The sequence below is a fragment of the Phyllobacterium trifolii genome (assembly GCF_014192095.1).
Lineage (GTDB): Bacteria > Pseudomonadota > Alphaproteobacteria > Rhizobiales > Rhizobiaceae > Phyllobacterium > Phyllobacterium trifolii.
Genome location: NZ_JACHXN010000007.1, coordinates 37380 through 59206, shown reverse-complemented (window position 1 = coordinate 59206; position 21827 = coordinate 37380). Strand labels below are relative to the sequence as shown.

The window sequence follows — 21827 nt, the reverse complement described above, 5'->3', positions numbered from 1 at the left end:
GATGAAATAATCGCCGTAAATTTCTACAAGCTAATGAGGAAAATTCATTAATGCGGAAGATTGGCCCTGCCGACCTCGCCATATTTCTTGCCATTGCGCAGCACCGCAGCTTTCGGAAAGCCGCTGTCGAGCTCGGCGTTACGGCTTCGGCATTGAGCCACGCATTGCGGAGCATAGAGGAGCGACTTGAGATACGTCTGGTCAACCGGACGACCCGAAGTGTGGCGCTGACCGATGCGGGGCAGCAATTGTTCAGCCGGGTCAACCCCGCGTTCCTTGACATTGAGGATGCGCTAGAGGATTTGAATGCCTTTCGCGGTCAGCCTTCCGGCAAATTGCGTATCAATGCAGCGCGGGCAGCGGCTAAACTGGTGCTCTTACCAATTATCTCGAAGTTCCTGCGGGCTTATCCCGCAGTAGAGGTCGAATTGCTGGTCGACGATGCGTTGGTCGATATGGTCGCAGAGGGCTGTGATGCGGGTGTGCGTTTCGGCGAGATGGTGGCGGCCGACATGATTGCAGTGCCAATCGGTCCAAGGCACCGCTTCGCCGTGGTGGCCTCACCCGGCTACTTTGTACAGCATCCCGAACCGGTAACACCGCATGATCTGAGCCAGCAGCCATGTATCCGCTATCGTTTCGCGGGCGGATCATTTTATCAATGGGAGTTCGAAAAAGGCGGAATTGAGCTGGAGATCGAAGTGGCAGGTCCTCTTACCCTTGGTGATCAGGATCTGATGATAGGCGCGGCACTGGATGGTGCAGGCCTTGCCTATCTTTTTGAAGAACAGGTGCAGACACTTGTTGCCGAGGGGCGCTTGCAGCGGGTTCTTGAGGACTGGTGCCCGTATTATCCGGGGTTCTTTTTGTATTATCCCAGCCGACGGCAGCTTCCGACAGCGATGCGGGCTTTCGTCGATTTTCTCAAGGTTGGCCGCTAAGCCAGACTGCGCATTTGGTGTCGAGTCCAACAAGCGCAGAGGCAAGGAAACCCGATCGGTGCGCACCAAGTCAGCCGGCAATATACAAGACCATCGGTTAAGGGTTTGATTCGAGCGTCAGCTTTGTGCCTTTCTGACCTTTAAGCTGCCTATGGGTCGTCGGACGGCCGCCCTTGGCTAGCCCGATAGTCTCTCCCTCAACACAGACAGCAAGCTTGTCCTGCGCACCGGAAAGGGACAGGCGTACCCCTTCCTCCCTCCTAACAGAGGGCGCTCACGCAGTTTGCCAAGGATTTCCTCTAGCCGTTCCGTGCTGAGAGATTCAACACCATCGTCATCCGATGATAACGGCGCCTCACCTGCGGGAGAGAGCGATAAGGCCCCGCGCATTCCCCGCCTATGACCTCCAGAAGGCCAAAGGCATTGCCTGAGGAAATCCCGAGCGCGCCCGAAAGGCGCTGTCGCGCGCCTTCATCTGGCAGCAGGCCGGAAAAGAAAGGGCGAACGATCCTGTCTCCGTAAGCCGCCTCCTGCAACGGCATGGAAAAGGAGATGGCGCTGGATGTGCTTCCTTCTAGATAACCAGCATCGTAAGCGAAGCTGAGCGCGCCACCATCTCCCTGGCTGAGCACGCCTGCCTTCTGTTCCCTGTAATAGACGTCCAGGAGATGCATCATGACGCGTGCTCCCGACGACTGCCGACGGAAACACGCAATCCTAAGGTCGCCGCCACCTGTAGGGCGCGCCCTATCTGGCAACTATCCTTCCCGGCTTCGAGCTCGCGCACGAAACGCACCCCAACTCCGGTCAGCGCTGCGAGCTGCTCCTGTGTCAGTTTCTGCGCTTTTCGCTCCGCACGGATCAGAAGTCCAAAGCTCTTACTATCTGCGATCGCAAATCATGAGCAGCCAGGCACATGCCCGGCGGACACGCGACTGCAGCGCTCCAACTTTAATCTTCGGACTTGCTGGAGGAAGCCACCGGCTCCCATCCATAAACACTTCGTCCACCCCACTCGGCGGACTGTTTAAATTCGCCGGCCACGATCTCCTGCAAGTCTGGTCCTATTGCGTATTGCTCTAGTTGCCGAGATTGATTATCCAACCGTTCAAGGGCATGCAGTTCCTCTTGCCGGCCAAGTTTTCCCTTCTGAACCGCCGACTTTAAAACCTCGATCGTCTCGTCGTAGACTTTCAAGGGGACCGGAAACGGATGGCGGTCCTTGCCGCCATGGGCGAGAGAAAAGCGCGCCGGATCGGAAAAACGGCAAGGAGTACCGTGGATGACCTCTGCCACCATCGCAAGCGCCTTGACTGTTCTCGCGCCAACGCCTGGGACAAGGAGCAGCGCTTCAAAATCGGCCGGAGCAGCATTGGCCGCCGCAGCCAGACTTCCATGCAACCGTCGCATCACGATATCGCTTTCGCGCACATCGTGATGCGCGGGCATAATCAGATGCGGCAGCATAAGCTGATCAGTCTGCTCAATTTCAGCATTCACAGTTGGATTTGGTTCGAGCGTCACAAGTTCACGGACAATTCCCGCTGGGTCGATCGTCTTCAAGAGGTTGATCTGACGGTTGCGGGATGCCGCAGCGCGACGGTCCGCCAGATTTATAATCTCTCCTTGTCCATGGCCTTCAATCGCTGCATGGGGAGAATCGACAAAACTGCTCAATCCCTCGGATAGCCAATGATAGCGGCGCGCCTGACGGCTGTCGCCATTCATTCCTTGCTGGATTACGACCCACTTGCCGTCATCAGCCACGATGAACCCGTGCAGATAAAGGTCGAAGCCATCCTGTACCGCGGCACTGTCTACCTTGGCAACCAGCCTGCTGGATTGCCCAAGTGCTGCACCATCGAACCCCACACGATCTCCTATCGCTGCCAATTCTGCAGGGGTTTTCCTGGAGTGAGCGCCCCGACCACCACACACATGAACGCCCAGTTCCCGTGACATTGGCGTCAGCCCGCGTTTCAACGCTCCAATGACGCTGGTGGTGATGCCCGAAGAGTGCCAATCCATTCCCATTACAGCACCGAATGACTGAAACCAGAATGGATGCGATAGCCGGCGTAGAAGTTCATCGCGGCCGTAGTGTTGAATTATCGCCTCGCACATGACCGCACCGAGTTTGGTCATGCGATCTCCGAGCCATTTGGGAACCCGTCCGTGATGAAGTGGAAGATCAGCGCTGCCGGCTCGTTTGGTCAATGCTCATTCCCTGCGCTTTGGCGTTGGAGTGCATTCTTCGATGGGTTGACCGAAACTTAAGCCCCATGTCACCTTGGAACAAGGACTCAAGCAACCGCAATGTCGAAACCCTACATGTTGAAGGACGTGTACGGTTATGGACAGAAATTGCGTTTGACTCTCAACATTAAAGGCATGGCGCATTGGCGATCCAAAGGTGATGTGCCTGCCCGCCATTTTCGAGGCGGCCGTAAGAAATTGTTATAAATCAACGAATGTTCAAAAAAATGACCGCCCGAAATTGAACTAAACAGGCGGAGTCTAGACTCTCTAGCGCCGAGGTCGACGGCTTAAAGTGTAGCGCCCCACGTGGCCTGCTAAGCGATTTCTCGCTCATCGGGATTTGAATAAGGATGTCGTATCGCGTACTTCAATTAGCGGTGGCTCCGTCAATGGCCGTACTGGTCCTGGCTTATCAGGGTCGGGGACAGGCGGATCATCCGGTAGTGGCGGGTACGGTTCTGGCTCTGGGGTAGGTATCGGATCGCCCATATCAGTGTCTCCTCGTGATGAGTTCCTAACGACTTTCAGCAAGGGAATGTTCCGCTCGCAAAAACCGTCTAATACGGCGTCGCGCTGAGACCGAGCTGCTTTGATCCACACGCCGAGCACTTCAGTTTTGGCGCCAGGACCTTGTGCATGGCGCTGTGGTTTCTCCCGAGCTCCTTTGCCAGCATCTGTAGATCGATTTTTGACGCGTGTTTGCATCCTAGCCGCTGACAGAATGCCCACAGCGTGTATCCGTGATCGATCAACCCACCAATGGTGCCATTTTCGCTGGTATCAATCTGTACCTGAACGGGTTGCGGCCTCGGTTTTGGTTCAAGATGTCTTCGTACGCGATCACCTCACAATCCGCGCTGTTACAGTCCTTGCACCTGAATCTGAGGCTTCTGATTTCGCGACCATGGCCAAATATCCCGGCAAGGCTGTCTGCTGTGAAGCTTGCAGCTTTGTTGCATTTCCGGCAGCGGGATCGCACGAGCATCCGATGGCGGGCAGCCTGGCCCAATGTTTTTATTGTTCTTGCCATGAGAACAAAATGGGAACATATTCTTGGCCGGTCAAGGGCGAAGATGCCGCAACTTGCGAACGATTGGGGATCAATTATCATTGAGCCATGTGCAATTTGTACAATGCCACCACCACCCATGAAGCGATGCGGCAGTTGTTCCTGCCGATCAACGACCTGACCAACCGGCTGACACCGCAGATGGATGTCTTTCCCGACTATCCCGCCCCGATTGGTCGCAAGGACGCCAATGGCGACCGTGAACTGGCAATTGCCCGGTGGGGCATGCCGACCCCTCCTCAATTTCTGAAAGGCGATGTTGACTACGGTGTGACCAACATTCGCAATGTGAAATCACCGCACTGGCAGGCTTGGCTTAATCCGGCAAACCGTTGCGTTGTCCCTGCGACAAGCTTCTCCGAATACGGGAAGGTTCCAGATCCTGTCACCAGGAAGAAGCCACTCCATTGGTTTGCGCTTAATGAGGACAAGCCACTGTTCTGGTTCGCTGGCATCTGGACCAGCTGGTACAGCGTGCGGAAGAAAAAGGAAGGGCCAGTGCAGGCCGACATCTTCGCATTTCTGACCACCTTCCCGAATGCCGTCGTCAAACCGTTCCATGAACAGGCGATGCCGGTCATTTTGCGCACTTCCGAGGAAATCGACATCTGGATGAATGCGCCGGCCGAGGAAGCCCTGCAGTTGCAAAGACCCCTGCCCGACAATGAACTGATTGTTCTGCCACAACCGAAAGCAGAGGAAGAAGAACCGTTGCTGCTCTAAAGCCTCAAGGGCACAACAGATTACGCGCATATGCGCAAGTTGATGAAACGAAAAGACCTCTGAAGTCCGTTGTAGACTGCAACCAAATCATCAATGCAGAGTTTGGAAGCCATGGAAATCAAATGGCAAAAAACACCTCCCGGACCAGACGGGCAATTGCAGGACTTTACCGCAACAAGCCGCAACGGCATCGATATCGGCCGGGTTTATCAAATCGATAGTGGTCCAGACCTCGGACTTTGGTTCTGGACTTTTCTCCTCGGTCATTCGCAGTTTCGTATGACTGACGTCAGTGGCGTTCAACGCTCAAGGCCAAACGCGGCCCAGCAAGTCGCACGGGCCTATCAGCGTTATCTTGGAACCGCTGGTAGTGACGGCGGCGGATTGAGCCGGATACCCGTAATCACCACTGCGAACAGCAACGGAAAGCCACCATGCCCATAATGCCGCCACAGGATGACCGGGACGACCTGGATTGCCAGGAAGCTTTGGAAGTGGAATTCCAGGCCCATGCGGGAGTGGCGTTACTGCAGCTATTGGAAGACGCCAAGTCGGTGGGTTGGCCCGAAGCGGAAGCGCGCAAAGCTATTATGCGGTTGATTGAGGTGCACCTGAACTCGGAACGCCATGCCTGATACTTATGCGACTTGAATAGGGTCGCGTCATGCAACTCGGCACCTGTAGACTTCCCCGAGGGGCATCACATTTGCTAAATGAAGGGTATCAGAAGATTTCAATCTGCGTAAAGAAGTAGGACGCCACCAATAAGGATCAGGGCGATTGCCGGGAGGTTTTTCGTCAAACCGAGAAACTTAAGTCCTTGGGCGCGAGGTTCCAAAGATGCCGAGTTTTGATTGGCAGACGATTGGGGCGGCTGGCTCAATTTGCGATGACTGAGCGCTGCCCAAACCGAATAGAGCACGCCAGCGATCACGAGAATTGCGCCGAGAGCCTTGAACATTGTCTATCTCCTCAGGAGTTTGAGAGTTCGGCCTCGATCTTTGTTCGACTTCCTGCATGTTTGATAATTAATTCGACAGCACGATACTTGCTTACGTCAAACTTGGTCATCAGATATTGGGCTTCATAGTCGTCACTGGACGACACTTTCGAACGATCCCGGTTATCCTGATTATTTTTATCGTCGGCCATCTAAATTCCTCCCGTTCTTTACTTAACTGCAAAACAATATTCGGTCGTTTTCGTTCCACATGAGATGAAGCCCTAGTAAGGCGTCGCGCTGAGGCCAAGCTTCTTTGATCCGCACCTAGAGTTCAGCTGTGGCGCCAGGTCCACGTGCATGGCGCTATGGTCTCTTCCGAGCTTCTGCGAGCACCTGAAGATCAATCTTCCGCGAGTGGTTGCACCCACTAACGGCTCTGCTGCCAGATGGCTGAGTGAAATGACTGGGGATACGATAATGAGACGGCGATGGGCGCTTATTGCCTCCTTTTGTGTTTTAAGCGGAAGTTCTTTAGCCCCGCAGGTTCCCGTGGCCGTCGATCTGGAATTGGTGATTGCCGTTGATGTCTCTTATTAGATGGATAGCGAGGAACAGAGGATTCAAAGAGAAGGCTATGTGAACGCCTTTCGAAGCCCGGAAGTCGTCAGGGCCGTGCTCGGCGGACCGCGGGGAAAGACCGCAGTGACGTTCGTCGAGTGGGGTGGCTCGGAGGGTCAGGTGGTGCCGTGGACGACTCTGATTGACGGTGCGGAGTCTGCCGCCCAATTTGCCGAGGAGCTGCGCCGGCAGCCAATAAGACGGATATCCTTTACATCGATCTCAAACGCGCTGGCGTTGGCGCGAGAGCTTATCCGAACAAATCAATTTCGGGCGAGCCGACACGTAATCGACGTTTCGGGCGATGGGCCCAACAATGCCGGGGCTCCGGTGCCGGTTGCCCGCAATGCGGCGATCGCGGATGGAATCACCGTCGATGGTCTGCCGACCAAGTTGAAGACCGGACCGGATTCGGCAGCGATCCATGACCTTGATGCATACTACGAGGCATGTGTCATCGGGGGAGACGGGGCATTTTTAGTGAAGGTGTCAGACGTCAATCAGTTTGCCGAGGCAATCCGCAACAAGCTCGTTGTCGAGATCGCGGGGTTCAAGCTAAGCGAAGTTCAGGAGCGACGACCGGTCGTCGCATCCGTGCAACACCCACAACCCTACAATTGCGTAATTGGCGAAGAGTCTGAGGAGCGTGCCATTGGAAAATGATTGCCCCTAAGCTGCTCGATTGTCAGCCGATAGGAACCGCAACAATCATCAGGCATCGAAGTAGCGAGTTCTCACGCCCTTTGGAGATAGTCCGGGAACCTTTCTGGAGAAAATTGCATCTAACGGTGAGGAGATTGGTGAGCCCGCAATTTCGATAAATAGAAGTACCGTATCCGATCGCTCAGGCGATCTCGATCTCGTGCGGCGTGCCCTGACCCGCGACGCTGATGCGTTTCGTATGATCATGCGAACACATAACCTCCGACTCTACCGGAGATCGAGCGCCTTGCGCAGGATCAATCCGAACTCCTCAAGGAAAAACGCGAAATCGACAAAGTCGAGGCGCAAAAGAAGATGCATCGCCCGAGACAATGATATGATGGCTGCAATATTTGCGTTGGCCGCTTATAAGTCATGTCATTTTCGGGAGACGGAAGTTTGGCGCTGCGTTGCCGGCTGTGAAAGATGACTCTGCCGGTGCATCTGATCAATCAACGCCACCTTGACATTTGTTGTAAATTACGTATTTTACACATACTCAATGGAGTTGGTTATGCCTCAAAATGTAACAGTCCGGGCGAGTGATTTTTCTCGGAACTTTGCCAGATATCAGGACGATGCAATCGCCGCCAAGGTCATTAATGTGACCAGTCATGGACGCGTAATAGGGGCATACTTGTCGGCTGCCGAACTTGCTCATTACGAACTGCTGAAACGCCGTGAACGCGAAATTCTTGTCGTCGGCGATCTCGATGACGAAACGATGTCGGCCATTGAGTCTGCCGAGTACGGTGCTGAATCGAAGTGAACATTCCGGCGCCGAAGCCGGGTCTTGTCATCCGTTATAGTTTTCTCTGGAGCCATGAGCGGGATCAAGGTGCGATCGAAGGCTCCAAGGATCGGCCATGTGCCATTGTTGTCGCCACGCCCCGTGACGAAAACGGACATATCCACACGATCGTCGCGCCGATCACGCACCGTCCGCCCGATGATTTAGGAGCGTCGCTCGAGATTCCCGCTGCAATATGCCGAAGTCTTGGCTTTGACCAGGGCCGCCACTGGCTACGTTTCGATGAATTGAACCGTTTTTTATGGCCGGGATATGATCTGCGGCCACGCTCTGGTGGAGGCTATGATTACGGAATGCTGCCGCCGCGTCTATTCGAGCAGCTACGCCGCGGAATTCTCCAATTGCAACATAGCCGCAAGGGTCAAATCATATCGCGCGACGACTAAAACGCATGGCATTAGCAAAGTCTTTTGACAATTGCTCTTTTAAAATCAATAGTTTAGTTCCATAACCCGCATTATGCCTCAAGCACTTGTAAGAGGGCACATTCTATTTTCAAATGCGACACGTACAAAACCCTCTTTGTTTCAGGAGGATGGAATGCCCCGCAGTTTCACGCAATTGACGATGAACGGCGTATCGTTTCGCAGATGCTGCAGGCCAAGGCACGCTTGGCCCAGATTGCATCAATTCTTGGTCGTCATCGCTCCACGGTTCCCCCGGCTTTCAAGAAAGAGTGATTGAGGTCGCAGCCCGTACCGGGTGTATTATGTCTTCATCTGACCGGCAGTTTCGCCCTCAATCTAATTGCTGGTCAGGAACTAGCCGGAAGCGTCCGAAACTGCACTCCATCTCAGTCCCCCCTGAACGTGAGTGCTTCGTCTTCCGGCTTTCTTTGTGTGAATAACCCATTGTGACGCCCGGCTTTTTTTGCCTGCTATGGGGGCAAAACTGCGAGAATTGAGGGTTTCCCATTAAGTCGAATGAACGACTAGGTTTTTCGGGTCTAGTTTGTAAGGTCTATCCTGCTCTACGGGGAATTTTGCCCAAACCTTCCCTTCCCGTATTAGCAGGGCTGGAGCCGCCAACCCAAGCCACCCTTGCGCTGCTCCAGCCTTTTCCCCATCCAAACCCGCTCCCCGGATTGCTCCGGCTCTCCTCAGGGCGGACATCGCCCTAATCGCGATCCTTTAGGCCGCTGGTTTTCCAGACCACACCATAGGTGCGCCACGCGTCCTTAATCCGCTCTTCGATTTCCACGACAGAGCGGTGCGGGAACTTCTCGTGGAGGTCCCTTGCCTCTCTCGTTATATAATCCAGGCTAAGATCAGCATCTTTGGCACGTTGAGCCCGAGCGTCGATTTCTGCCAGCAATTCCGCCTCTTTGCTCATTGTCCTGTCCTTCCGTTAGCAGCCGGGAACCTTACCACACTTCATATGAACTTCCGACTGGCCGGTACTCCCTGAAGGGCGCGGCGTGCTAGATGCTCTGCCACACAAATTCAGAATCGGTCCCTTGACTCTTCGCTTCGCCAGAACAAATATAGAACGTACACGGTAGCGACGGCCGTTCAACCAACAAATTGAAACTGATGAACCTCTGTCTGAAATGGGGCCGGATAGACTTGTCGTTAAGGGAGAGGCCAAGGAACGAACCGGCTCTGGAACATGACAGTGTGGTCGATAAGCTGATTTCCGATCACAATGGCGATGCCCATGCCGTCATCCTGACGCTGTTATCCGAACGTGAGTTTCTGTTGAACGAGCTCCAATACGCTTCCAGCGCTATGGGCCATGGCTTTGCCCGTGGCTGGAAGCCGAAGCTCACATCGATGTCTTGATCATGACGAGGAGTCGAGGCGAACCGGCTGCAGGACTGATTGACCGGAAATTGCCGTTTCAGGTTGCTCTGCCTGCCTGTGAAGTGTCATGGCGGTTCGACAACGTGTTATTTCTGTCGCAAAAACTCGGGTGCTGGCGACTCAACCATACCCTCTTTGTCGACGATGAACGCTTCATCATCTACTGTTTTCCTAAACGAGACAGCGCCGAATGCTTCTTGAAGGCATTTGACGGAGAATGGATCACACCGGCGGAGCGGAAGAAAAAGACGTGGTGTTCAAAGAATGTCCGCGTGAGGGTGGGCAGAGATGTCTTCCAAACGATCTCTTGAGTGTGGGCTCTTCGGCAGGGGCCTGGCGCCGACATACCTCTCCGGGTCAAAGCGTCTTGCCTCACCTTTTTGCACGCAACTGCCGGAACAAAACTGCACGATCATAGTTGGCAATCTGTCGGAGAGCGCCGAACTTTTCGGCCGAGGTCTGGCGTCGTTAGGGTGGTCGTGACGACGTCGGCCTCACCTATTTCAATTGCCTGACTGTTCAAGTGTGAAACGTAAGCGGAATGACGAATGAACGACGAACCAATTCGGCTCCCACCACAAACTTCTTATCCATCCCACATGGAGAAAGCTCCGGCTGGCCTGTTTGAGCATTACTGCATGCACTCCGGCTGCACATCGTGGGGATCGTTTGGGTTTGAAAAGCGCTACGGGCAGGAATGGTATTGCAGCGAACATAAAAGCGATGCGGAGACTTAACATCAATAGTATGTCTGCCAGCGGACACTTTGGAACGAACCTGCAGAGAGACATGGGGACGACAAGGTGCGCTTCATTCGCAGTTGATTAGCCCTCCGAAGTAGGTCCGGGCGCATCGTTCACGCCATCTTCGGTGGAGAGTTCCGATTGTGATTTGACGATTTTGACCAGTTTGAACATCCTGCCCATGCCTACCCCTTGAGGCCCGGCCACTCTCCAGAGGCGTCCTGCCCACGGTTGGGCCTCTCTTTCAGCATAGGACGGCAAGAAGGATGGTTCGAGCTAGAGGTGTTTTTGCCCGATATAGATCCTCGCTTCTCGCGCCGCGTCGATAAAGGCTTGTCGCGCCTGCGTGCACGTGATCCTACCCTCCAAGGCGGCCTGGCACGCGTGACGGGCAGCCATCAACTTTTCTCCATTGTGATCTGGCCAGTATAGGACGAGCCGTTCAGCCGCCTCGGCCACGGAGCTTATGTTTCGCGTCACTGCGGGACAGTCGGTTAAAATTGTCACGTATGGGAAAGACAGATCACGCATCTCTAGGAACGTTTGGTAGAGTCGGATCGTTCCTAACTACTTCCGGTGACTGGCAAATCATCCGGAAAGCGGAGTTTGCTGTAAAGAAATCGATGGAGGGGTGGAATTCTCTGCGCCCTCACTCCCTTGGAACTTCCGACATCGTGAACGGTTCATATCGCGCCGGGGAGCGTGGCGCTCTTCGGCAGGGGTCCGGTGCCGACATTCCTCTCCGGGGAAGCGTCGGACCCCACCACTACTGGCCCAGGGCGCAGGACAAGAAATGACGACCATTCCAGCTAATTTCATCCAGTTTTCTTATGTATCCCTAGCCGCCATAGTCCTCATCCTGACCGTTTGTGTAATGCGATGATACCCGTTTCACGGAAACCATAAGCAAATCGATGGGGTAGAATCCTCGTCGCCGCTATGCTTCTCTTCCCGCATGGAAGACTACAGCGCATTCGCTCCCGTAACCGTCTTAAGCAGCCAGCCTGGCAAAATGATAAGCATCAACTCGCCGGATGACGCGACGACGCTCGTATTGGAGCAATGGCCATTTGAACGCAGCGGACCTAAGCTAACCACAGCCAAAAAAATCCTGTTGGCGTGCCTCGCTGGCGAATGTTCAGTGGCAGTAGCGCGCGTTGCGTTCATCGAGGCTGCGAGAGAGGCCAACATATACATAACCCCACCCGAGAATGAGCCCGTGAAAGGCAAGCCGACGCGATGGCGCAAGGCAAAGGCGTGGCGGCGTGGCTAGTGTTGGAATTTCCAAGTTGGACCTTAGTCGGAGCCTTCATTGGCCCTTGGTCCGTAGTGGCACCGCCGTTTTGAGAGTATTTTAGGAACGCTTGGTACACCCCCGTGCCTGGCGGGGCCTGCTAGAAGAGGCATCGTGCTTCTTTTTCACCAGCAGCCCCTTCCGACGCCCGATGCTCCGGTAATATGCGTTCTGGAGGTTCAGGCTTTGCCTTTTGTTAACTATGCAGGCGCAGGCTTTGAATGCTGACCATAGTGCCCACTGTGTCGGCACCCGGCCTGTCTTTGTATTGCTTATCCGGCAGGTCGGGACCGATTCCGGTGACTCAAAACTTCACCCTGAACCCCGCGGTGCCATTGAGACTGTAGCTGTCGGCGAAGTTGGACAGGCTGGTGTTGATGGAAACCTCGCTGTAGAGCGAATATTTGTCGTCATTCCAGTTATAGCTGCCGCCGGCGCCGATACCGCCCCAGGTGCGGTCATTGGCCGTGGCAAAGTTCACACCGGAGACATCGGTCTCGTTGCCATCGAGGAACTCATAATAAAGGTTGGCGAGGCCATAAAGATTGGTGCGGGTCAGCTTGCCGGCACCATCCTCCCAGGCATTCTGGTAATCGGCGGAAAGCCCGACCCTGCCCTTGAGGCTGTCGCCGCTGCCAAACGACACGTCGGCGCCGAACGGGTCGGTGAAGTCGTCGATATCGACATTGGAATAGGCAAGCTGCGCCTGCGGCGTCAGGGTCCAGCTCTGGTCAAGATCGATGCGCTTGCCCGTCTCAAGGCTGAAGGCATAGCCGAAACCATTGTTGCCGTCGGTAAGGCTGGTGCCGAGCGTGTCGGAGGTGAGATCACTGTCATACCAGGTGGCCTGTGCCTGCCCGTCGACATAAAAGCCGTTCTGGCCATACCATGTCAGCGTGCCGCCCAGTCCATAACCGTCGGTGTCGATCGAGCCATCACCGAAGAACGAGGTAATGTCGGCCGAGGCATGGCCGTAATGGGCGGTAAGACTGCTGATGAGCTTGCCGGCATCGCTCTCGTAGAACTGGCCGTCGATGCCGGTTGTCAGCTTCCAGGTGTCGATATCGTAATCAGCGTCCGTGGTCGAAGTCCTTGGCTCGAACTTGCCATGGGCACCGTCAATCCGTGCCCAGATGCCCCGCGCATCGGTGACGGTATCGCCGCCTTCTGAAGGCATCGGGGCGGCTTCAACTGTTCCAGGGCCATCGCCTTGTGCAAGTGCGCTGTTGCCCGCCCCGGCCCAATAGCGATTGCCGACACGCTGCTGCAGGCTTGAGACACCATTGAGGCTTTGCAGCACCTGCGCATAGGCTTCATAGAGAGGCGCACCGGGCTGGTAGATCGGACCGGACGGCGGCGCGGTTGGCGACGTACCCGGAGGCGTCGGCGTCAGTTCGGAGCGCAGGTACCAGTCGCCATCGCCAGGGGTGCTCACGCCATTCTTCTGCAAGGTATAGCCATAGGCACCGGCAACGACCGCCTGTTCGCCATTGATCACATAATCGCCGAGCAGCGAGAATGTGCCGCCCGAAGCACCGCCGACATCGACGATCTTGATACCCTCTACCGTCTGCGCACCCCTGCCGCCGGTGTTGCTGACCTTCAGCGTCGACGTGCCAGACGTATTCCCGCCAACCCGCAACAGATCGGTCGCGGACGTGTCCGTGCCCAAGGCAGTGTCGAGCTGCAGCGTGCCGCCATTGCCAGCGTAGTCGCCCGCAACGTTGAGTGTTGTGCCCAGCGCCGTAAAGCGGACAAGCCCGGCATTGCCGAGCGCGGCGATGGTCTGGTCGTGGCCGCCAAGATCGATCGTTGCGCCGCCTAGGACGGTGTATGGCGAGGCTGCGCTGAGTACGTTGGCTCCTCCAGCCATCAACGTTCCTGCACTGACGGTGGTAGAGCCGCCATGGGAGTCAGTGCCGGTCAGCAGCAGCGTGCCTTGTCCGTTCTTGGTCAGGTTGCCTGCCCCGGTCAGGGTACCACTCAACATCAGTGTGGTCGCAGCATCCGTCAGCAGGGTGCCATGGCCGGTTGTGAAGTCGACAGACCTGCCCGTCGCAATGTCTGCTGTCGTGTGCAGGGTGCCGTTGTTGGTAAAGGCAAGGGCTCCCGCTGGCGCACCGAGATTGGCATCGCGGGCAATCTCGATCATCCCATCCCGGATCGTGGTGCCGCCGCTATAACTGTTGGTCCCGGAGAGAACCAGGGTGCCGAGATCGGTCTTGAGCAGCTGGGAATTGCCGGTGAGTTCCACATCGATCCTAGCCGTGTAGCCGATCCCCGCTGCCGTGCCGTCACCGACGCGGATAGTCGATGACGGCGCACCGGCCAGAGTGAGTGGGTCACCATTGACGACATAGCCGTCGGAGGCGAACTGCATGCCGTTCGCCCTGACCGCGCCAAGGCTGTTATCGACAGTGACCGCTCCGGGAGCTGCCATGAAGATCGCGAAAGTTGCATCGGCGAATGGAGCATTTACCGTGCCGTCCTGGTCCGTCCAGTTGTCGTTTCCGGCAATGTTCTGCCAAACACCGTTCCCGCCATTGACGGCACTGTTGTCCTTCGGGCCAGCGTCGCCGTCCCAAAAATTCAGCGCCAGCCCATTGGTGTTGACCAGATTGACCTGGTTGGCAACACCGGTCTGCACCAGGAAAGTCGGGGTCGGCACAGTGCCGACAGTAAGTCCGTTGTTAGTCAAGCTTCCATCATAGCTGATGACCCGGTAGACACCGGGATCAAAGGAGCCGCCTGGCGAGGCGACGACGTTGAGAGTGCCGTCCAATACGAGATCGCCGTTGACCGTCGTCAGGTCGTTGAATGGACCGCCCGCGACATTTGCCTGGCCGAAACTGTATTCGAGCGTTGAGCCGCTGGCCAAGGTGAGATCCTGGTTAATGGTCAGGGTGCCGGGCAGAACCCCGACGTCTCCAGGTGCCAACGTCGCGCCGCTGGCGATGTTGACGTCGCCGCCAATTGTGCCAATGCCGCCGAGGGTTGCACCAGCGTTGACATTGGTCGCCCCGCTCGCCGCTCCCTGATTGCCGTTGATAAAAAGACTGCCGGCATTGAGGGTTGTCGTGCCTGTATAGCTGTTCAATCCGGTCAGTACCGTCGTCCCGGAGCCGTTTTGATCGACCGTGCCGGTCCCACTGATCCGACCCGATAGAGCAAGTGTCCCGCTGCGGTTGAAGATGAGCGCTCCATTGTTCACGATATCGCCGACGATGCTGCCGCTCGTGCCGCCATTTCCCAGTTGCAGCGTGCCGGTAGCGATGGTTGAGCCGCCCGTATAGGTGTTGTTCCCGGTCAGGGTGAGCGTGCCTGCCCCTGCCTTTGTCAGGCCGCCGGTTCCCGTGCTCCCCGAGGCCATGGTCGCGTTGAAGCCATTGGTATCGACGGTGCCGCCCGAACCATCTATCCGAACCGCCCGTGTGGCGGCAGGATCAAACGCGGCCCCCAGACGTAAAGTACCGCCATTGAAGGTCAAGCCGCCGGTTGCGGCACCAAGATTGGCATCGCGCGCGACCTGCAACACCCCGCCAAGGAAGGTGGTGCCACCGCTATAGCTGTTGGTCCCGGTCAGAACGAGGGTGCCGGTGCCGCTCTTGGTCATTGCACCACTGCCCGAAACAACACCCGTTTGTGTGGCACTGTCGGTACCCTCGACAATCAGGCGGGTCAGAGCATTCAGTATGACAGGGCTGGTTATGACGACGCCATTGGCATAGGCGAAATCACCACCCGCAGCGGTAAGGGAAGTCAGGCCCAAGGAGGAACTGCCCAAGCGCAATGTCCCTTCCAATGCAGTCCAACTGGTTGCCGTTGCAGCGGTGCCGGTGACGGTCCAGGTGCCCGCTTCGATCTTCTGGAAAGTCTCGAAATTTCGGTATTGGGCAGCGGCGCCAATCTGGCCAATGTTGAAGCTGCCATTAAGGGCAATACCACCGAGGGCGAGAGTGTCTGTACCACCTCTGCCATCGACGAGGCCGGTGATGACGGAAGTGGGCTCGAGCGTCACCGTGTCGTTGCCATTTCCAAGCGCGATCGCTGTGCCGCCGGCGACACCCGTCGCGATAGTGCCCGCATTGCGCAGGTTGGTAACTTTGGTGCCACCGATATTCACGGCGACGGACACGTTCCCGCGAATTGTGGCGCCAAGGCGATTGTCCAATGTAAAGACGCCACCATTGGCAGGCATGTAGATGGTGCCCTCGCTCGCGCCGCCTGTCGCCGATATCGTTCCAAAGTTAATGACCGTGCCAGAAACATTTGCCACGAAATCGGTAATGGCATTTGAAACGGCATTGGGGTTGGTGCTGGCGATTATCCCCGTGGCGCCATTGACAATCATGAACCCATTGCCGTGGGCGCCAATCACATCGGCACCGATGTTGTTTGTATTCGTCAGCGTTCCGTTGTTGGTCAGTGTCTGGTTGGGACCCCCTATTGAAATAGCAGTGTTGCCATTAGCCCCCACGCTTTGATTATACCGGAATGTCCCACCACTTTGGAGCGTCGCCGTGGCGCCTGAGCCCGTCATGTTGATCCAGCCGTTAAGGGTGCCGCCGTTCTGGATGGTCAGCGATTGGCCCGCGCTCCCGAGCGTGCAGCCGGCGGTTTCATTGCCCGTGACCGTGGTGCAGTTTGCCAGTGCCACACGCGGGGCTAGCGCCAATGCAGCGGTCGATAATAGTAGAATTGAGCGGCGCGCTACTCCCACGCTTCCCCGAGGACTGTTGAAGTCCATGACGCCCACTCCCCATAACCAAGTCGGCATAGAGCCACAGACCCAAGATTTGATCGCAGAGTGCATCGAATCGGATGCGATTTCAAGGAAGCGCCTATTGTCTACCGCTATACATAGCCATGACGCTGTTTGACGTCACTCCTTCAATACCTCCGCCCAACGGACCTGAGTCGTGCAGAGAGTCGTTTCGTTCGCGATGGAAGAACGGTATTTCAAAGAAGTCCGCATCATGCCAAGCCATCCCGGCCGGATGCGGGTCGTCACCTCGGCACTTCAAGCCGCACAGCTGATTCTCACAGATTGGCCGATCGAGGAAAGCGAGATATTGACCGCTACAAAACACGCGCTCGTTGCCTGTCTTGAAGGCAAACTGTCAGCGGGATCGGCACGCTTTGCATTTATCCAGGCGGCTAAGGAAGCTGGCAATTATGTGGATGAGCCGGAGCGTGGTCCGTCGACAGGCAAGTCCTTCCGGTGGCATAAGAGCAAGCTTTGGCGGGCATGACCAATCCTAAATTACTGGAACCAAGTGCTCCACCGATAGTTTGGGCGTTGGTGCAACTGCTGGACTCCAGGCTTGGAAGGGAACGCTGTTGCTTTTTCGAAGAAGACAACGACCATCTCAGTATTGAAGCCAATGTTAAATACACCCAGTCAAACCTTCGGATCCGAAAGACTGACGATTTCGTTTTTCCCGCGCGTAAGGACATTCCCTGGGGCAACTACGGTAAAATCTTCATCAAACTAGAAGGCGCTGACTAAAGAAACGATGTCTGAAACACCCGAAAAACCCGCTTACCCTTCCCACATAGACAAAGCTCCAACCGGTCTGTTTGAGCATTACTGCATGCACGAAGGCTGTACGTCGTGGGGATCGTTCGGTTTGACAAGCGCTATGGGCTGGAATGGTATTGCGGCGAGCATAAAGGCGATGCGGAAATATAGGGAGCCCGCATGACAAAAGGCGATGATGTGACTGGGGCGGAGAGTAAGGCTAAGGTAGCAGCAAGGCAGCGTAAATGGCGGTCCGCCAATCCGCCCACTCCCGAGCAGAAAGCGAAGGCAGCGGCAAGGTCCCGGAAGTGGCGGCAGGAGAACAAGCAGCGCTACAGGGCGTATATGAAAGCTTGGCGCGTTGCTAATCGCGAACAATCCGACGCTTAGCGCCCAGGCTCTCGCCCCAAGGAATCGGCCTTTCGGGCTGCGCGTTTTATTGGCATGCGCGATCTACCGTTCCCTTATGGTAACCATTACCGATCAATTGGGTGAAACGAAGAACATTCGGTCTGTAATCGAAGCGGAGATATGGCTTGTTGCACATTGGCCGATGGGGAACAGCGACAGGCTCACGGCAGCAAAGCGGGCATGCTTGGATGCTCCGGCCGGGGGCGGCCACTTGTACGAGTTGAGTTGCATGGAAGCCTTAATTGAAGCCGCTAAAGAGACGGGTATTTACGTCACTCACACGCGGCTATAGGGCTTTCGACTATTGTTGACTAGGCCTTTGGTCCGATTTCACACTACGGACAGCATGTTAGCTTTATATCCCGGCACGTCCCGGTCGGGATGGCCCTTCAGGAAGGCCAATAGCCCGATCAGCTGAATTTACCTTCCAGCTGATCGGGTTTAATTTGCTATCGATGACTAGGCCACCTGCGATTCTGTTTCAATCCGGCGACGTACCGGACCTGGAGTGATTTTGACGCCAGAACGATTTAACGAATGTCTCAAACTTCTACGTTGGTCTCAACTGGATTTAGCAGCCGCCTTAGAATGCGACGTATTTTTGGTCAATGCCTGGGCAAATGAAATAGAACCTATCCCCGATGACATTGCACTTTGGCTCGACAAGCTGGCGAGAGCCCATGCCAAGGCCGGCATTCCCCAAAATTACAAAGGTGTGCAGTTGAAAATGAAGATCGCCAAATATGCGAAACACTGAGATACCAACCTACCAAAGCGCCATTTTGTCCGCCGACAGATACACGATTGTAGCAACGAAAATTAAGAGTGGAATTCGGTGGGGCCCCGATGTTGGAGGTGTCAGATGGATAAACGTCTAGACCACAAACTGGACTGCAAAGCTTGCGGTACAGTCTATCTGGAAATCCCTGAAGACGTCCAGAGCCACACTCCGATTTATTGCAGCTCCTGCGGAGGGCTCCTTGGCCGTTGGGATGAGCTCGAACGTGATTTTAACCAGCAAGGCGGCGGCAACGGCGTGTTCGAAATGCGCGATGGCCAAATCATACGCAGGGAATAGTCCCATGCGAATAGATTTCGGTGACGATCCGGAACACGGTCCGCGTGACCTGCCCTACTGTCTCTATGGCTTAGCATTTATTGTTGCGCTCGCCATCGCTGTCGCGATCGGGTGGTTCTTGTACGTGGACGACTTGGGAGCATACGCTGCCTGAACCTGGCACGGTGCCAACGGTTGCCCTGGGGCTGGGCACTTTGGGCCGGTAACAAATTGAATGACTGCTTCATAACGGAATGACATTGGTCACGATCATAGCAATAGCAGCCAATGCCATGAACACCGTCGCGATCCAGCCAAATATCTGAAGCGTCAGGCCAATGGTCTGTTTGCCCATGATACGTGACTGGGTGGCCATCAGCATCATAATTACCATCACCGGAACAGCGACGACGCCATTAATGACCGCGCTCCAATAGAGCGCCTGCATCGGATTGATCGGGGTAAAGTTGAGCCCGACACCGATGGCTGTGGCGAGGGCGATCGTTGCATAAAAAGCTTTGGCTTCTTTGGGCTTGCGGTTGAGACCTGTCGGCCATTCAGGGTCTCCCCGACTCCATAGGCAGCAGAACCTCCAAGCACCGGCACGGCCAAAAGGCCCGTTCCGACAATACCCAAGGCGAAAAGGACAGCGCGGGAAGCCATCGTTTACGCATTCGATCTGCTTCATTTCGATGGCCACGACCTTACCGGCATTGAGCTATCATCGCGCCGGTAGATGCTGGCGACCCTGATCGAGGACGCCGTAGGTGCAATCCGGCTTTCAGAAGAATTCGATACCGACGGAGAGCTCCTTTTGCCGAACGCGTGCAGGCACGGCCCTGAAGGGATTATCGCAAAGGACAGGAACCGTCTCTACCGCTCTGGCAGGGTCCGGTGATTGGCTCAAAATCAAATGCAGCAGCAGCGAGCGTTTTGCGGTGATCGGTTATAAGCGATCGGTGAAGGTGCTGGGCTCGATCGCCAGCCCTCTATTGGCAGCGAGACATGGCAGCGAGCTGGTCTACGTCGGCCATGTTGGAAGGGGATTTTCCGCAAAGCTGGCGCGTGATCTTCAGCTGCAACTGGATATCCGGCGAATTGAGAAGCCTCCAGCACCTGGCATCAAGGGAAAGAGATACGTTTTGTGCAGCCGACACTGGTCGCGGAGATCAACTATGGCGCCTGGACCCATGGCGTTAAACTGCGCCACGCATCTTTCAAGGGGATGCGTGAGGTAGCTGACCATGCTGAGGTTTTTGACCTGGAGGGCTTGAAGGTTTGGAATTGATGCTTTTATTTTCTGAGGAACATTCCGCCCGTCCTAGTGTTGTTAGGTGGTTGGGGGGCTTGGCACTCTCTCAGCAAGAGGCTCGATGTCGGACGGTGACCCCGATATCGGGCCTCACTTTTTGTTAACCATACGCGCGCGCTTTGGATGCTGACTATAGTGCCACTGTGTCGGCACCCGGCCTGCTTTCGTATTGCGTATCCGGCAGGTCGGGACATCAGGCTTGCCACTCTTTGATGCGCCTTATCGACCTTGCTGCCAGTGAATCCTAAACCGGGTTGGCCTCTCCTCACCTGGTGGAACTTCCGACATCGTGAACGGTTCATATCGCGTCGGGGAGCGGTAGCGCTCTTCGGCCGGCCCCGGCGCCGACATACCTTTCCGGGGAAGCGTCCGAGCCCACCAATTTACAACCCCGCGCGCAGGAACAAGAAATGACGACCATTCCAGCTAATTTGCTTTCATCCAGTTTTCTTATGTATCCCTTGGCTGCCATAGTCCTCATCGTAACCGTTTGTGTGATTTTTATCGTGCGGCGCCGGATGCGATGATGCGGTTTTCGGGGCCCGGTGCCGCCGTACCTGGTAAAATTTGACTAAAACACCTAGCAGAATCGGGGCTGATCGCTTCCCGTTTGGCGATGATGGAAGAAAGACGCTTCAAAGAGTTCGTATCATGACAAGCCATTCCGGGCCGGATGCGCGTCGTCACCTCGGCGCTTCAAGCGGCAGAAAATGATTCTCAAGAGTGGCCGATCGAGGAAAGCGAGACCTGACGGCTGCTAAACATGCCCTGCTATCCTGTTGGGAAGGGAACCTCTCCCCCGGATCGGCGCGCTTTGCATTCGTCCAGGCAACAACGAAGCTGGAAACTACGTCGACGAGCCGGAACGTGGACCCCCGACAGCCAAGTCTTCCGCTGGCACAACAGCAAGCCGCGGCGCAGAACGTAAAACGCAAAAAAGGCGTCGTACTATCCCGAAGGACGGCGCGGCGCTGTGTTGCAAGTATCAGCGAAATTTCAAAGACCGGTAGCAAAGTCCTTGCCGGTTGCCCTTCGTTTAGATTTAAATGTCGAAGTCCGGTGCCCACTGGACCGAGGCTCGACGGAAGTACCCCTCTAGGTATCGGCACTGTCGGGCCTCATTTCCATAAAACACGGCAGGCTTCGACGATGCTCAGGATCAAGCACGGGGTTCAAACGACATTTGGGGACATCCTGTGGGATGAACCTTTGCTGCCGATCTATGCAACTCGTGAAGAATGTATCGCCGCCATCGAAAGCTTCATTGCTGATTTCGATCATTATGAGGAGGAGCCAGCTAGCGATAGATGGTGTGCATGGAGTGACAGCAAGAAGAATGAATTTCATTATTGGTGGATAACGGTTGCCGAACGACCACTGACAGACGCGGGCGAAACTGTTTAGCCACTACGAGCTTTGGTTGGTTTGAGGGTCTGAATGTTGGATATCTATCCGGGATATGACTGGAATGGGCGTAGAGCTCGTCACAGGAAGAGGATCCGGACAGTTGCCGTTGTAATCTCCTGGTTGATCGCCCTTTTGTTTGTCATGGCGCTTTTGATGGTATTTTTATCTACGATTTCACAATGAAAAAGACCGCGCGGCGTTACCTGCATATGAA

The 21827-nt window shown here is 55.5% G+C and carries 26 protein-coding genes and 2 pseudogenes; 19 read left to right on the top strand and 9 right to left on the bottom strand.

Annotated features, from left to right (window positions below; all coding sequences use genetic code 11):
* Window positions 1-50 precede the first annotated feature (50 nt).
* Window positions 51-941, top strand: coding sequence for a LysR family transcriptional regulator (locus tag FHS21_RS12445; protein ID WP_112532097.1), 891 nt, complete (start codon window positions 51-53; stop codon window positions 939-941).
* Window positions 942-1240: 299 nt separating this feature from the next.
* Here the strand turns inward: FHS21_RS12445 and FHS21_RS12440 are convergent, their stop codons facing one another.
* The 3 genes from FHS21_RS12440 to FHS21_RS12430 are packed head-to-tail and all read right to left on the bottom strand — an operon-like array spanning window position 1241 to window position 3158.
* Complete coding sequence (locus FHS21_RS12440; RefSeq protein WP_312879869.1) at window positions 1241-1618, bottom strand: HipA N-terminal domain-containing protein; 378 nt, start codon at window positions 1616-1618, stop codon at window positions 1241-1243.
* On the bottom strand, window positions 1615-1833 hold the full coding sequence (locus FHS21_RS12435) for a helix-turn-helix domain-containing protein (RefSeq protein ID WP_183662253.1): 219 nt from the start codon (window positions 1831-1833) through the stop codon (window positions 1615-1617). Before FHS21_RS12435 ends, FHS21_RS12440 begins: the two co-directional genes overlap by 4 nt.
* Before the next feature lie 59 nt (window positions 1834-1892).
* On the bottom strand, window positions 1893-3158 hold the full coding sequence (locus FHS21_RS12430) for a DUF763 domain-containing protein (protein WP_183662020.1): 1266 nt from the start codon (window positions 3156-3158) through the stop codon (window positions 1893-1895).
* A gap of 1159 nt (window positions 3159-4317) precedes the next feature.
* On the opposite strand from FHS21_RS12430, the gene FHS21_RS12425 reads away from it, so the two are divergent.
* The 3 genes from FHS21_RS12425 to FHS21_RS12415 all read left to right on the top strand — a co-directional run bounded on the left by FHS21_RS12425 (window position 4318) and on the right by FHS21_RS12415 (window position 5627).
* Window positions 4318-4992, top strand: a complete 675-nt coding sequence (locus tag FHS21_RS12425; protein ID WP_112532101.1) for an SOS response-associated peptidase — start codon at window positions 4318-4320, stop codon at window positions 4990-4992.
* 93 nt (window positions 4993-5085) lie between these two features.
* Complete coding sequence (locus FHS21_RS12420; protein ID WP_183662018.1) at window positions 5086-5436, top strand: hypothetical protein; 351 nt, start codon at window positions 5086-5088, stop codon at window positions 5434-5436.
* Window positions 5427-5627, top strand: a complete 201-nt coding sequence (locus tag FHS21_RS12415) for a hypothetical protein (protein WP_183662016.1) — start codon at window positions 5427-5429, stop codon at window positions 5625-5627. The genes FHS21_RS12420 and FHS21_RS12415 overlap by 10 nt, the downstream gene beginning before the upstream one ends.
* Before the next feature lie 98 nt (window positions 5628-5725).
* On the opposite strand, the gene FHS21_RS12410 is transcribed toward FHS21_RS12415, so the two are convergent.
* Both FHS21_RS12410 and FHS21_RS12405 read right to left on the bottom strand, forming a co-directional pair.
* Entirely contained in the window at window positions 5726-5953 is a 228-nt protein-coding gene (locus FHS21_RS12410; RefSeq protein WP_112532104.1) for a hypothetical protein, read from the bottom strand.
* An 11-nt stretch (window positions 5954-5964) separates the two neighbouring features.
* A complete protein-coding gene (locus FHS21_RS12405) occupies window positions 5965-6144 on the bottom strand; it encodes a DUF3606 domain-containing protein (RefSeq protein ID WP_112532105.1) in 180 nt (59 codons plus the stop codon).
* Between the two features lie 388 nt (window positions 6145-6532).
* On the opposite strand from FHS21_RS12405, the gene FHS21_RS12400 reads away from it, so the two are divergent.
* The 4 genes and pseudogenes from FHS21_RS12400 to FHS21_RS31775 form a co-directional block, all read left to right on the top strand.
* A complete protein-coding gene (locus tag FHS21_RS12400; RefSeq protein WP_246411003.1) occupies window positions 6533-7216 on the top strand; it encodes a DUF1194 domain-containing protein in 684 nt (227 codons plus the stop codon).
* Between the two features lie 553 nt (window positions 7217-7769).
* Window positions 7770-8024, top strand: a complete 255-nt coding sequence (locus FHS21_RS12395) for a hypothetical protein (protein ID WP_112532107.1) — start codon at window positions 7770-7772, stop codon at window positions 8022-8024.
* Window positions 8021-8452 (top strand): hypothetical protein, encoded by a 432-nt coding sequence (locus FHS21_RS12390; protein ID WP_112532108.1) that lies wholly within the window; start codon window positions 8021-8023, stop codon window positions 8450-8452. The genes FHS21_RS12395 and FHS21_RS12390 overlap by 4 nt, the downstream gene beginning before the upstream one ends.
* A gap of 154 nt (window positions 8453-8606) precedes the next feature.
* Window positions 8607-8722, top strand: a pseudogene (locus tag FHS21_RS31775) (IS30 family transposase); the annotation flags it as partial.
* 460 nt (window positions 8723-9182) lie between these two features.
* Here FHS21_RS31775 and FHS21_RS12380 read toward each other — a convergent pair.
* The gene (locus FHS21_RS12380; protein ID WP_112532111.1) at window positions 9183-9398 is read right to left on the bottom strand and encodes a hypothetical protein; all 216 of its coding nucleotides are present in this window, start codon (window positions 9396-9398) and stop codon (window positions 9183-9185) included.
* A gap of 284 nt (window positions 9399-9682) precedes the next feature.
* Here FHS21_RS12380 and FHS21_RS12375 point away from each other — a divergent pair, with 284 nt between their 5' ends.
* Window positions 9683-9847: a hypothetical protein gene (locus tag FHS21_RS12375; RefSeq protein WP_246411022.1), complete on the top strand. Its 165-nt coding sequence runs from the start codon at window positions 9683-9685 to the stop codon at window positions 9845-9847.
* A 1040-nt stretch (window positions 9848-10887) separates the two neighbouring features.
* Here the strand turns inward: FHS21_RS12375 and FHS21_RS31520 are convergent.
* A complete protein-coding gene (locus FHS21_RS31520; protein WP_112532114.1) occupies window positions 10888-11142 on the bottom strand; it encodes a DUF982 domain-containing protein in 255 nt (84 codons plus the stop codon).
* 424 nt (window positions 11143-11566) lie between these two features.
* On the opposite strand from FHS21_RS31520, the gene FHS21_RS31515 reads away from it, so the two are divergent.
* On the top strand, window positions 11567-11884 hold the full coding sequence (locus tag FHS21_RS31515; protein WP_112532115.1) for a DUF982 domain-containing protein: 318 nt from the start codon (window positions 11567-11569) through the stop codon (window positions 11882-11884).
* 325 nt (window positions 11885-12209) lie between these two features.
* On the opposite strand, the gene FHS21_RS12360 is transcribed toward FHS21_RS31515, so the two are convergent.
* On the bottom strand, window positions 12210-16652 hold the full coding sequence (locus tag FHS21_RS12360; RefSeq protein ID WP_183662014.1) for an autotransporter outer membrane beta-barrel domain-containing protein: 4443 nt from the start codon (window positions 16650-16652) through the stop codon (window positions 12210-12212).
* Window positions 16653-16824: 172 nt separating this feature from the next.
* On the opposite strand from FHS21_RS12360, the gene FHS21_RS12355 reads away from it, so the two are divergent.
* The 6 genes from FHS21_RS12355 (at window position 16825) to FHS21_RS12330 (ending at window position 19069) form a co-directional block, all read left to right on the top strand.
* Entirely contained in the window at window positions 16825-17157 is a 333-nt protein-coding gene (locus FHS21_RS12355; protein ID WP_183662012.1) for a DUF982 domain-containing protein, read from the top strand.
* The gene (locus tag FHS21_RS12350) at window positions 17145-17414 is read left to right on the top strand and encodes a hypothetical protein (RefSeq protein ID WP_183662011.1); all 270 of its coding nucleotides are present in this window, start codon (window positions 17145-17147) and stop codon (window positions 17412-17414) included. Before FHS21_RS12355 ends, FHS21_RS12350 begins: the two co-directional genes overlap by 13 nt.
* Before the next feature lie 478 nt (window positions 17415-17892).
* The gene (locus FHS21_RS31510) at window positions 17893-18129 is read left to right on the top strand and encodes a DUF982 domain-containing protein (protein WP_183662009.1); all 237 of its coding nucleotides are present in this window, start codon (window positions 17893-17895) and stop codon (window positions 18127-18129) included.
* A 222-nt stretch (window positions 18130-18351) separates the two neighbouring features.
* Window positions 18352-18594, top strand: coding sequence for a hypothetical protein (locus tag FHS21_RS12340; RefSeq protein WP_183662007.1), 243 nt, complete (start codon window positions 18352-18354; stop codon window positions 18592-18594).
* Between the two features lie 105 nt (window positions 18595-18699).
* Complete coding sequence (locus FHS21_RS12335; RefSeq protein WP_112532121.1) at window positions 18700-18915, top strand: hypothetical protein; 216 nt, start codon at window positions 18700-18702, stop codon at window positions 18913-18915.
* 4 nt (window positions 18916-18919) lie between these two features.
* Window positions 18920-19069 (top strand): hypothetical protein, encoded by a 150-nt coding sequence (locus FHS21_RS12330; RefSeq protein ID WP_183662005.1) that lies wholly within the window; start codon window positions 18920-18922, stop codon window positions 19067-19069.
* Window positions 19070-19138: 69 nt separating this feature from the next.
* Here FHS21_RS12330 and FHS21_RS12325 read toward each other — a convergent pair whose 3' ends face one another.
* On the bottom strand, window positions 19139-19582 hold the full coding sequence (locus FHS21_RS12325) for a divalent metal cation transporter (RefSeq protein ID WP_312879868.1): 444 nt from the start codon (window positions 19580-19582) through the stop codon (window positions 19139-19141).
* Window positions 19583-19661: 79 nt separating this feature from the next.
* Here FHS21_RS12325 and FHS21_RS31505 point away from each other — a divergent pair.
* From FHS21_RS31505 to FHS21_RS12315, 3 genes and pseudogenes are all read left to right on the top strand, one after another.
* Window positions 19662-19997, top strand: a pseudogene (locus tag FHS21_RS31505) (hypothetical protein); the annotation flags it as partial.
* 32 nt (window positions 19998-20029) lie between these two features.
* A complete protein-coding gene (locus FHS21_RS31500) occupies window positions 20030-20182 on the top strand; it encodes an ATP dependent DNA ligase (protein ID WP_376772104.1) in 153 nt (50 codons plus the stop codon).
* A gap of 1173 nt (window positions 20183-21355) precedes the next feature.
* Entirely contained in the window at window positions 21356-21610 is a 255-nt protein-coding gene (locus tag FHS21_RS12315) for a hypothetical protein (RefSeq protein ID WP_112532523.1), read from the top strand.
* The last annotated feature ends 217 nt before the right edge of the window (window positions 21611-21827 follow it).

Bases quoted from the DNA above. Each gene is read 5' to 3' on its own strand.
- FHS21_RS31510 (WP_183662009.1), top strand. From the start codon at position 17,893: ATGGTAACCATTACCGATCAATTGGGTGAAACGAAGAACATTCGGTCT.
- FHS21_RS12315 (WP_112532523.1), top strand. From the start codon at position 21,356: ATGCTCAGGATCAAGCACGGGGTTCAAACGACATTTGGGGACATCCTG.
- FHS21_RS12330 (WP_183662005.1), top strand. From the start codon at position 18,920: ATGCGAATAGATTTCGGTGACGATCCGGAACACGGTCCGCGTGACCTG.
- FHS21_RS31520 (WP_112532114.1), bottom strand. From the start codon at position 11,142: ATGCGTGATCTGTCTTTCCCATACGTGACAATTTTAACCGACTGTCCC.
- FHS21_RS12420 (WP_183662018.1), top strand. From the start codon at position 5,086: ATGCAGAGTTTGGAAGCCATGGAAATCAAATGGCAAAAAACACCTCCC.
- FHS21_RS12445 (WP_112532097.1), top strand. From the start codon at position 51: ATGCGGAAGATTGGCCCTGCCGACCTCGCCATATTTCTTGCCATTGCG.
- FHS21_RS12440 (WP_312879869.1), bottom strand. From the start codon at position 1,618: ATGATGCATCTCCTGGACGTCTATTACAGGGAACAGAAGGCAGGCGTG.
- FHS21_RS12415 (WP_183662016.1), top strand. From the start codon at position 5,427: ATGCCCATAATGCCGCCACAGGATGACCGGGACGACCTGGATTGCCAG.
- FHS21_RS12335 (WP_112532121.1), top strand. From the start codon at position 18,700: ATGGATAAACGTCTAGACCACAAACTGGACTGCAAAGCTTGCGGTACA.
- FHS21_RS31515 (WP_112532115.1), top strand. From the start codon at position 11,567: ATGGAAGACTACAGCGCATTCGCTCCCGTAACCGTCTTAAGCAGCCAG.
- FHS21_RS12395 (WP_112532107.1), top strand. From the start codon at position 7,770: ATGCCTCAAAATGTAACAGTCCGGGCGAGTGATTTTTCTCGGAACTTT.
- FHS21_RS12360 (WP_183662014.1), bottom strand. From the start codon at position 16,652: ATGGACTTCAACAGTCCTCGGGGAAGCGTGGGAGTAGCGCGCCGCTCA.
- FHS21_RS12325 (WP_312879868.1), bottom strand. From the start codon at position 19,582: ATGAAGCAGATCGAATGCGTAAACGATGGCTTCCCGCGCTGTCCTTTT.
- FHS21_RS12405 (WP_112532105.1), bottom strand. From the start codon at position 6,144: ATGGCCGACGATAAAAATAATCAGGATAACCGGGATCGTTCGAAAGTG.
- FHS21_RS12425 (WP_112532101.1), top strand. From the start codon at position 4,318: ATGTGCAATTTGTACAATGCCACCACCACCCATGAAGCGATGCGGCAG.
- FHS21_RS12380 (WP_112532111.1), bottom strand. From the start codon at position 9,398: ATGAGCAAAGAGGCGGAATTGCTGGCAGAAATCGACGCTCGGGCTCAA.
- FHS21_RS12410 (WP_112532104.1), bottom strand. From the start codon at position 5,953: ATGTTCAAGGCTCTCGGCGCAATTCTCGTGATCGCTGGCGTGCTCTAT.
- FHS21_RS12400 (WP_246411003.1), top strand. From the start codon at position 6,533: ATGGATAGCGAGGAACAGAGGATTCAAAGAGAAGGCTATGTGAACGCC.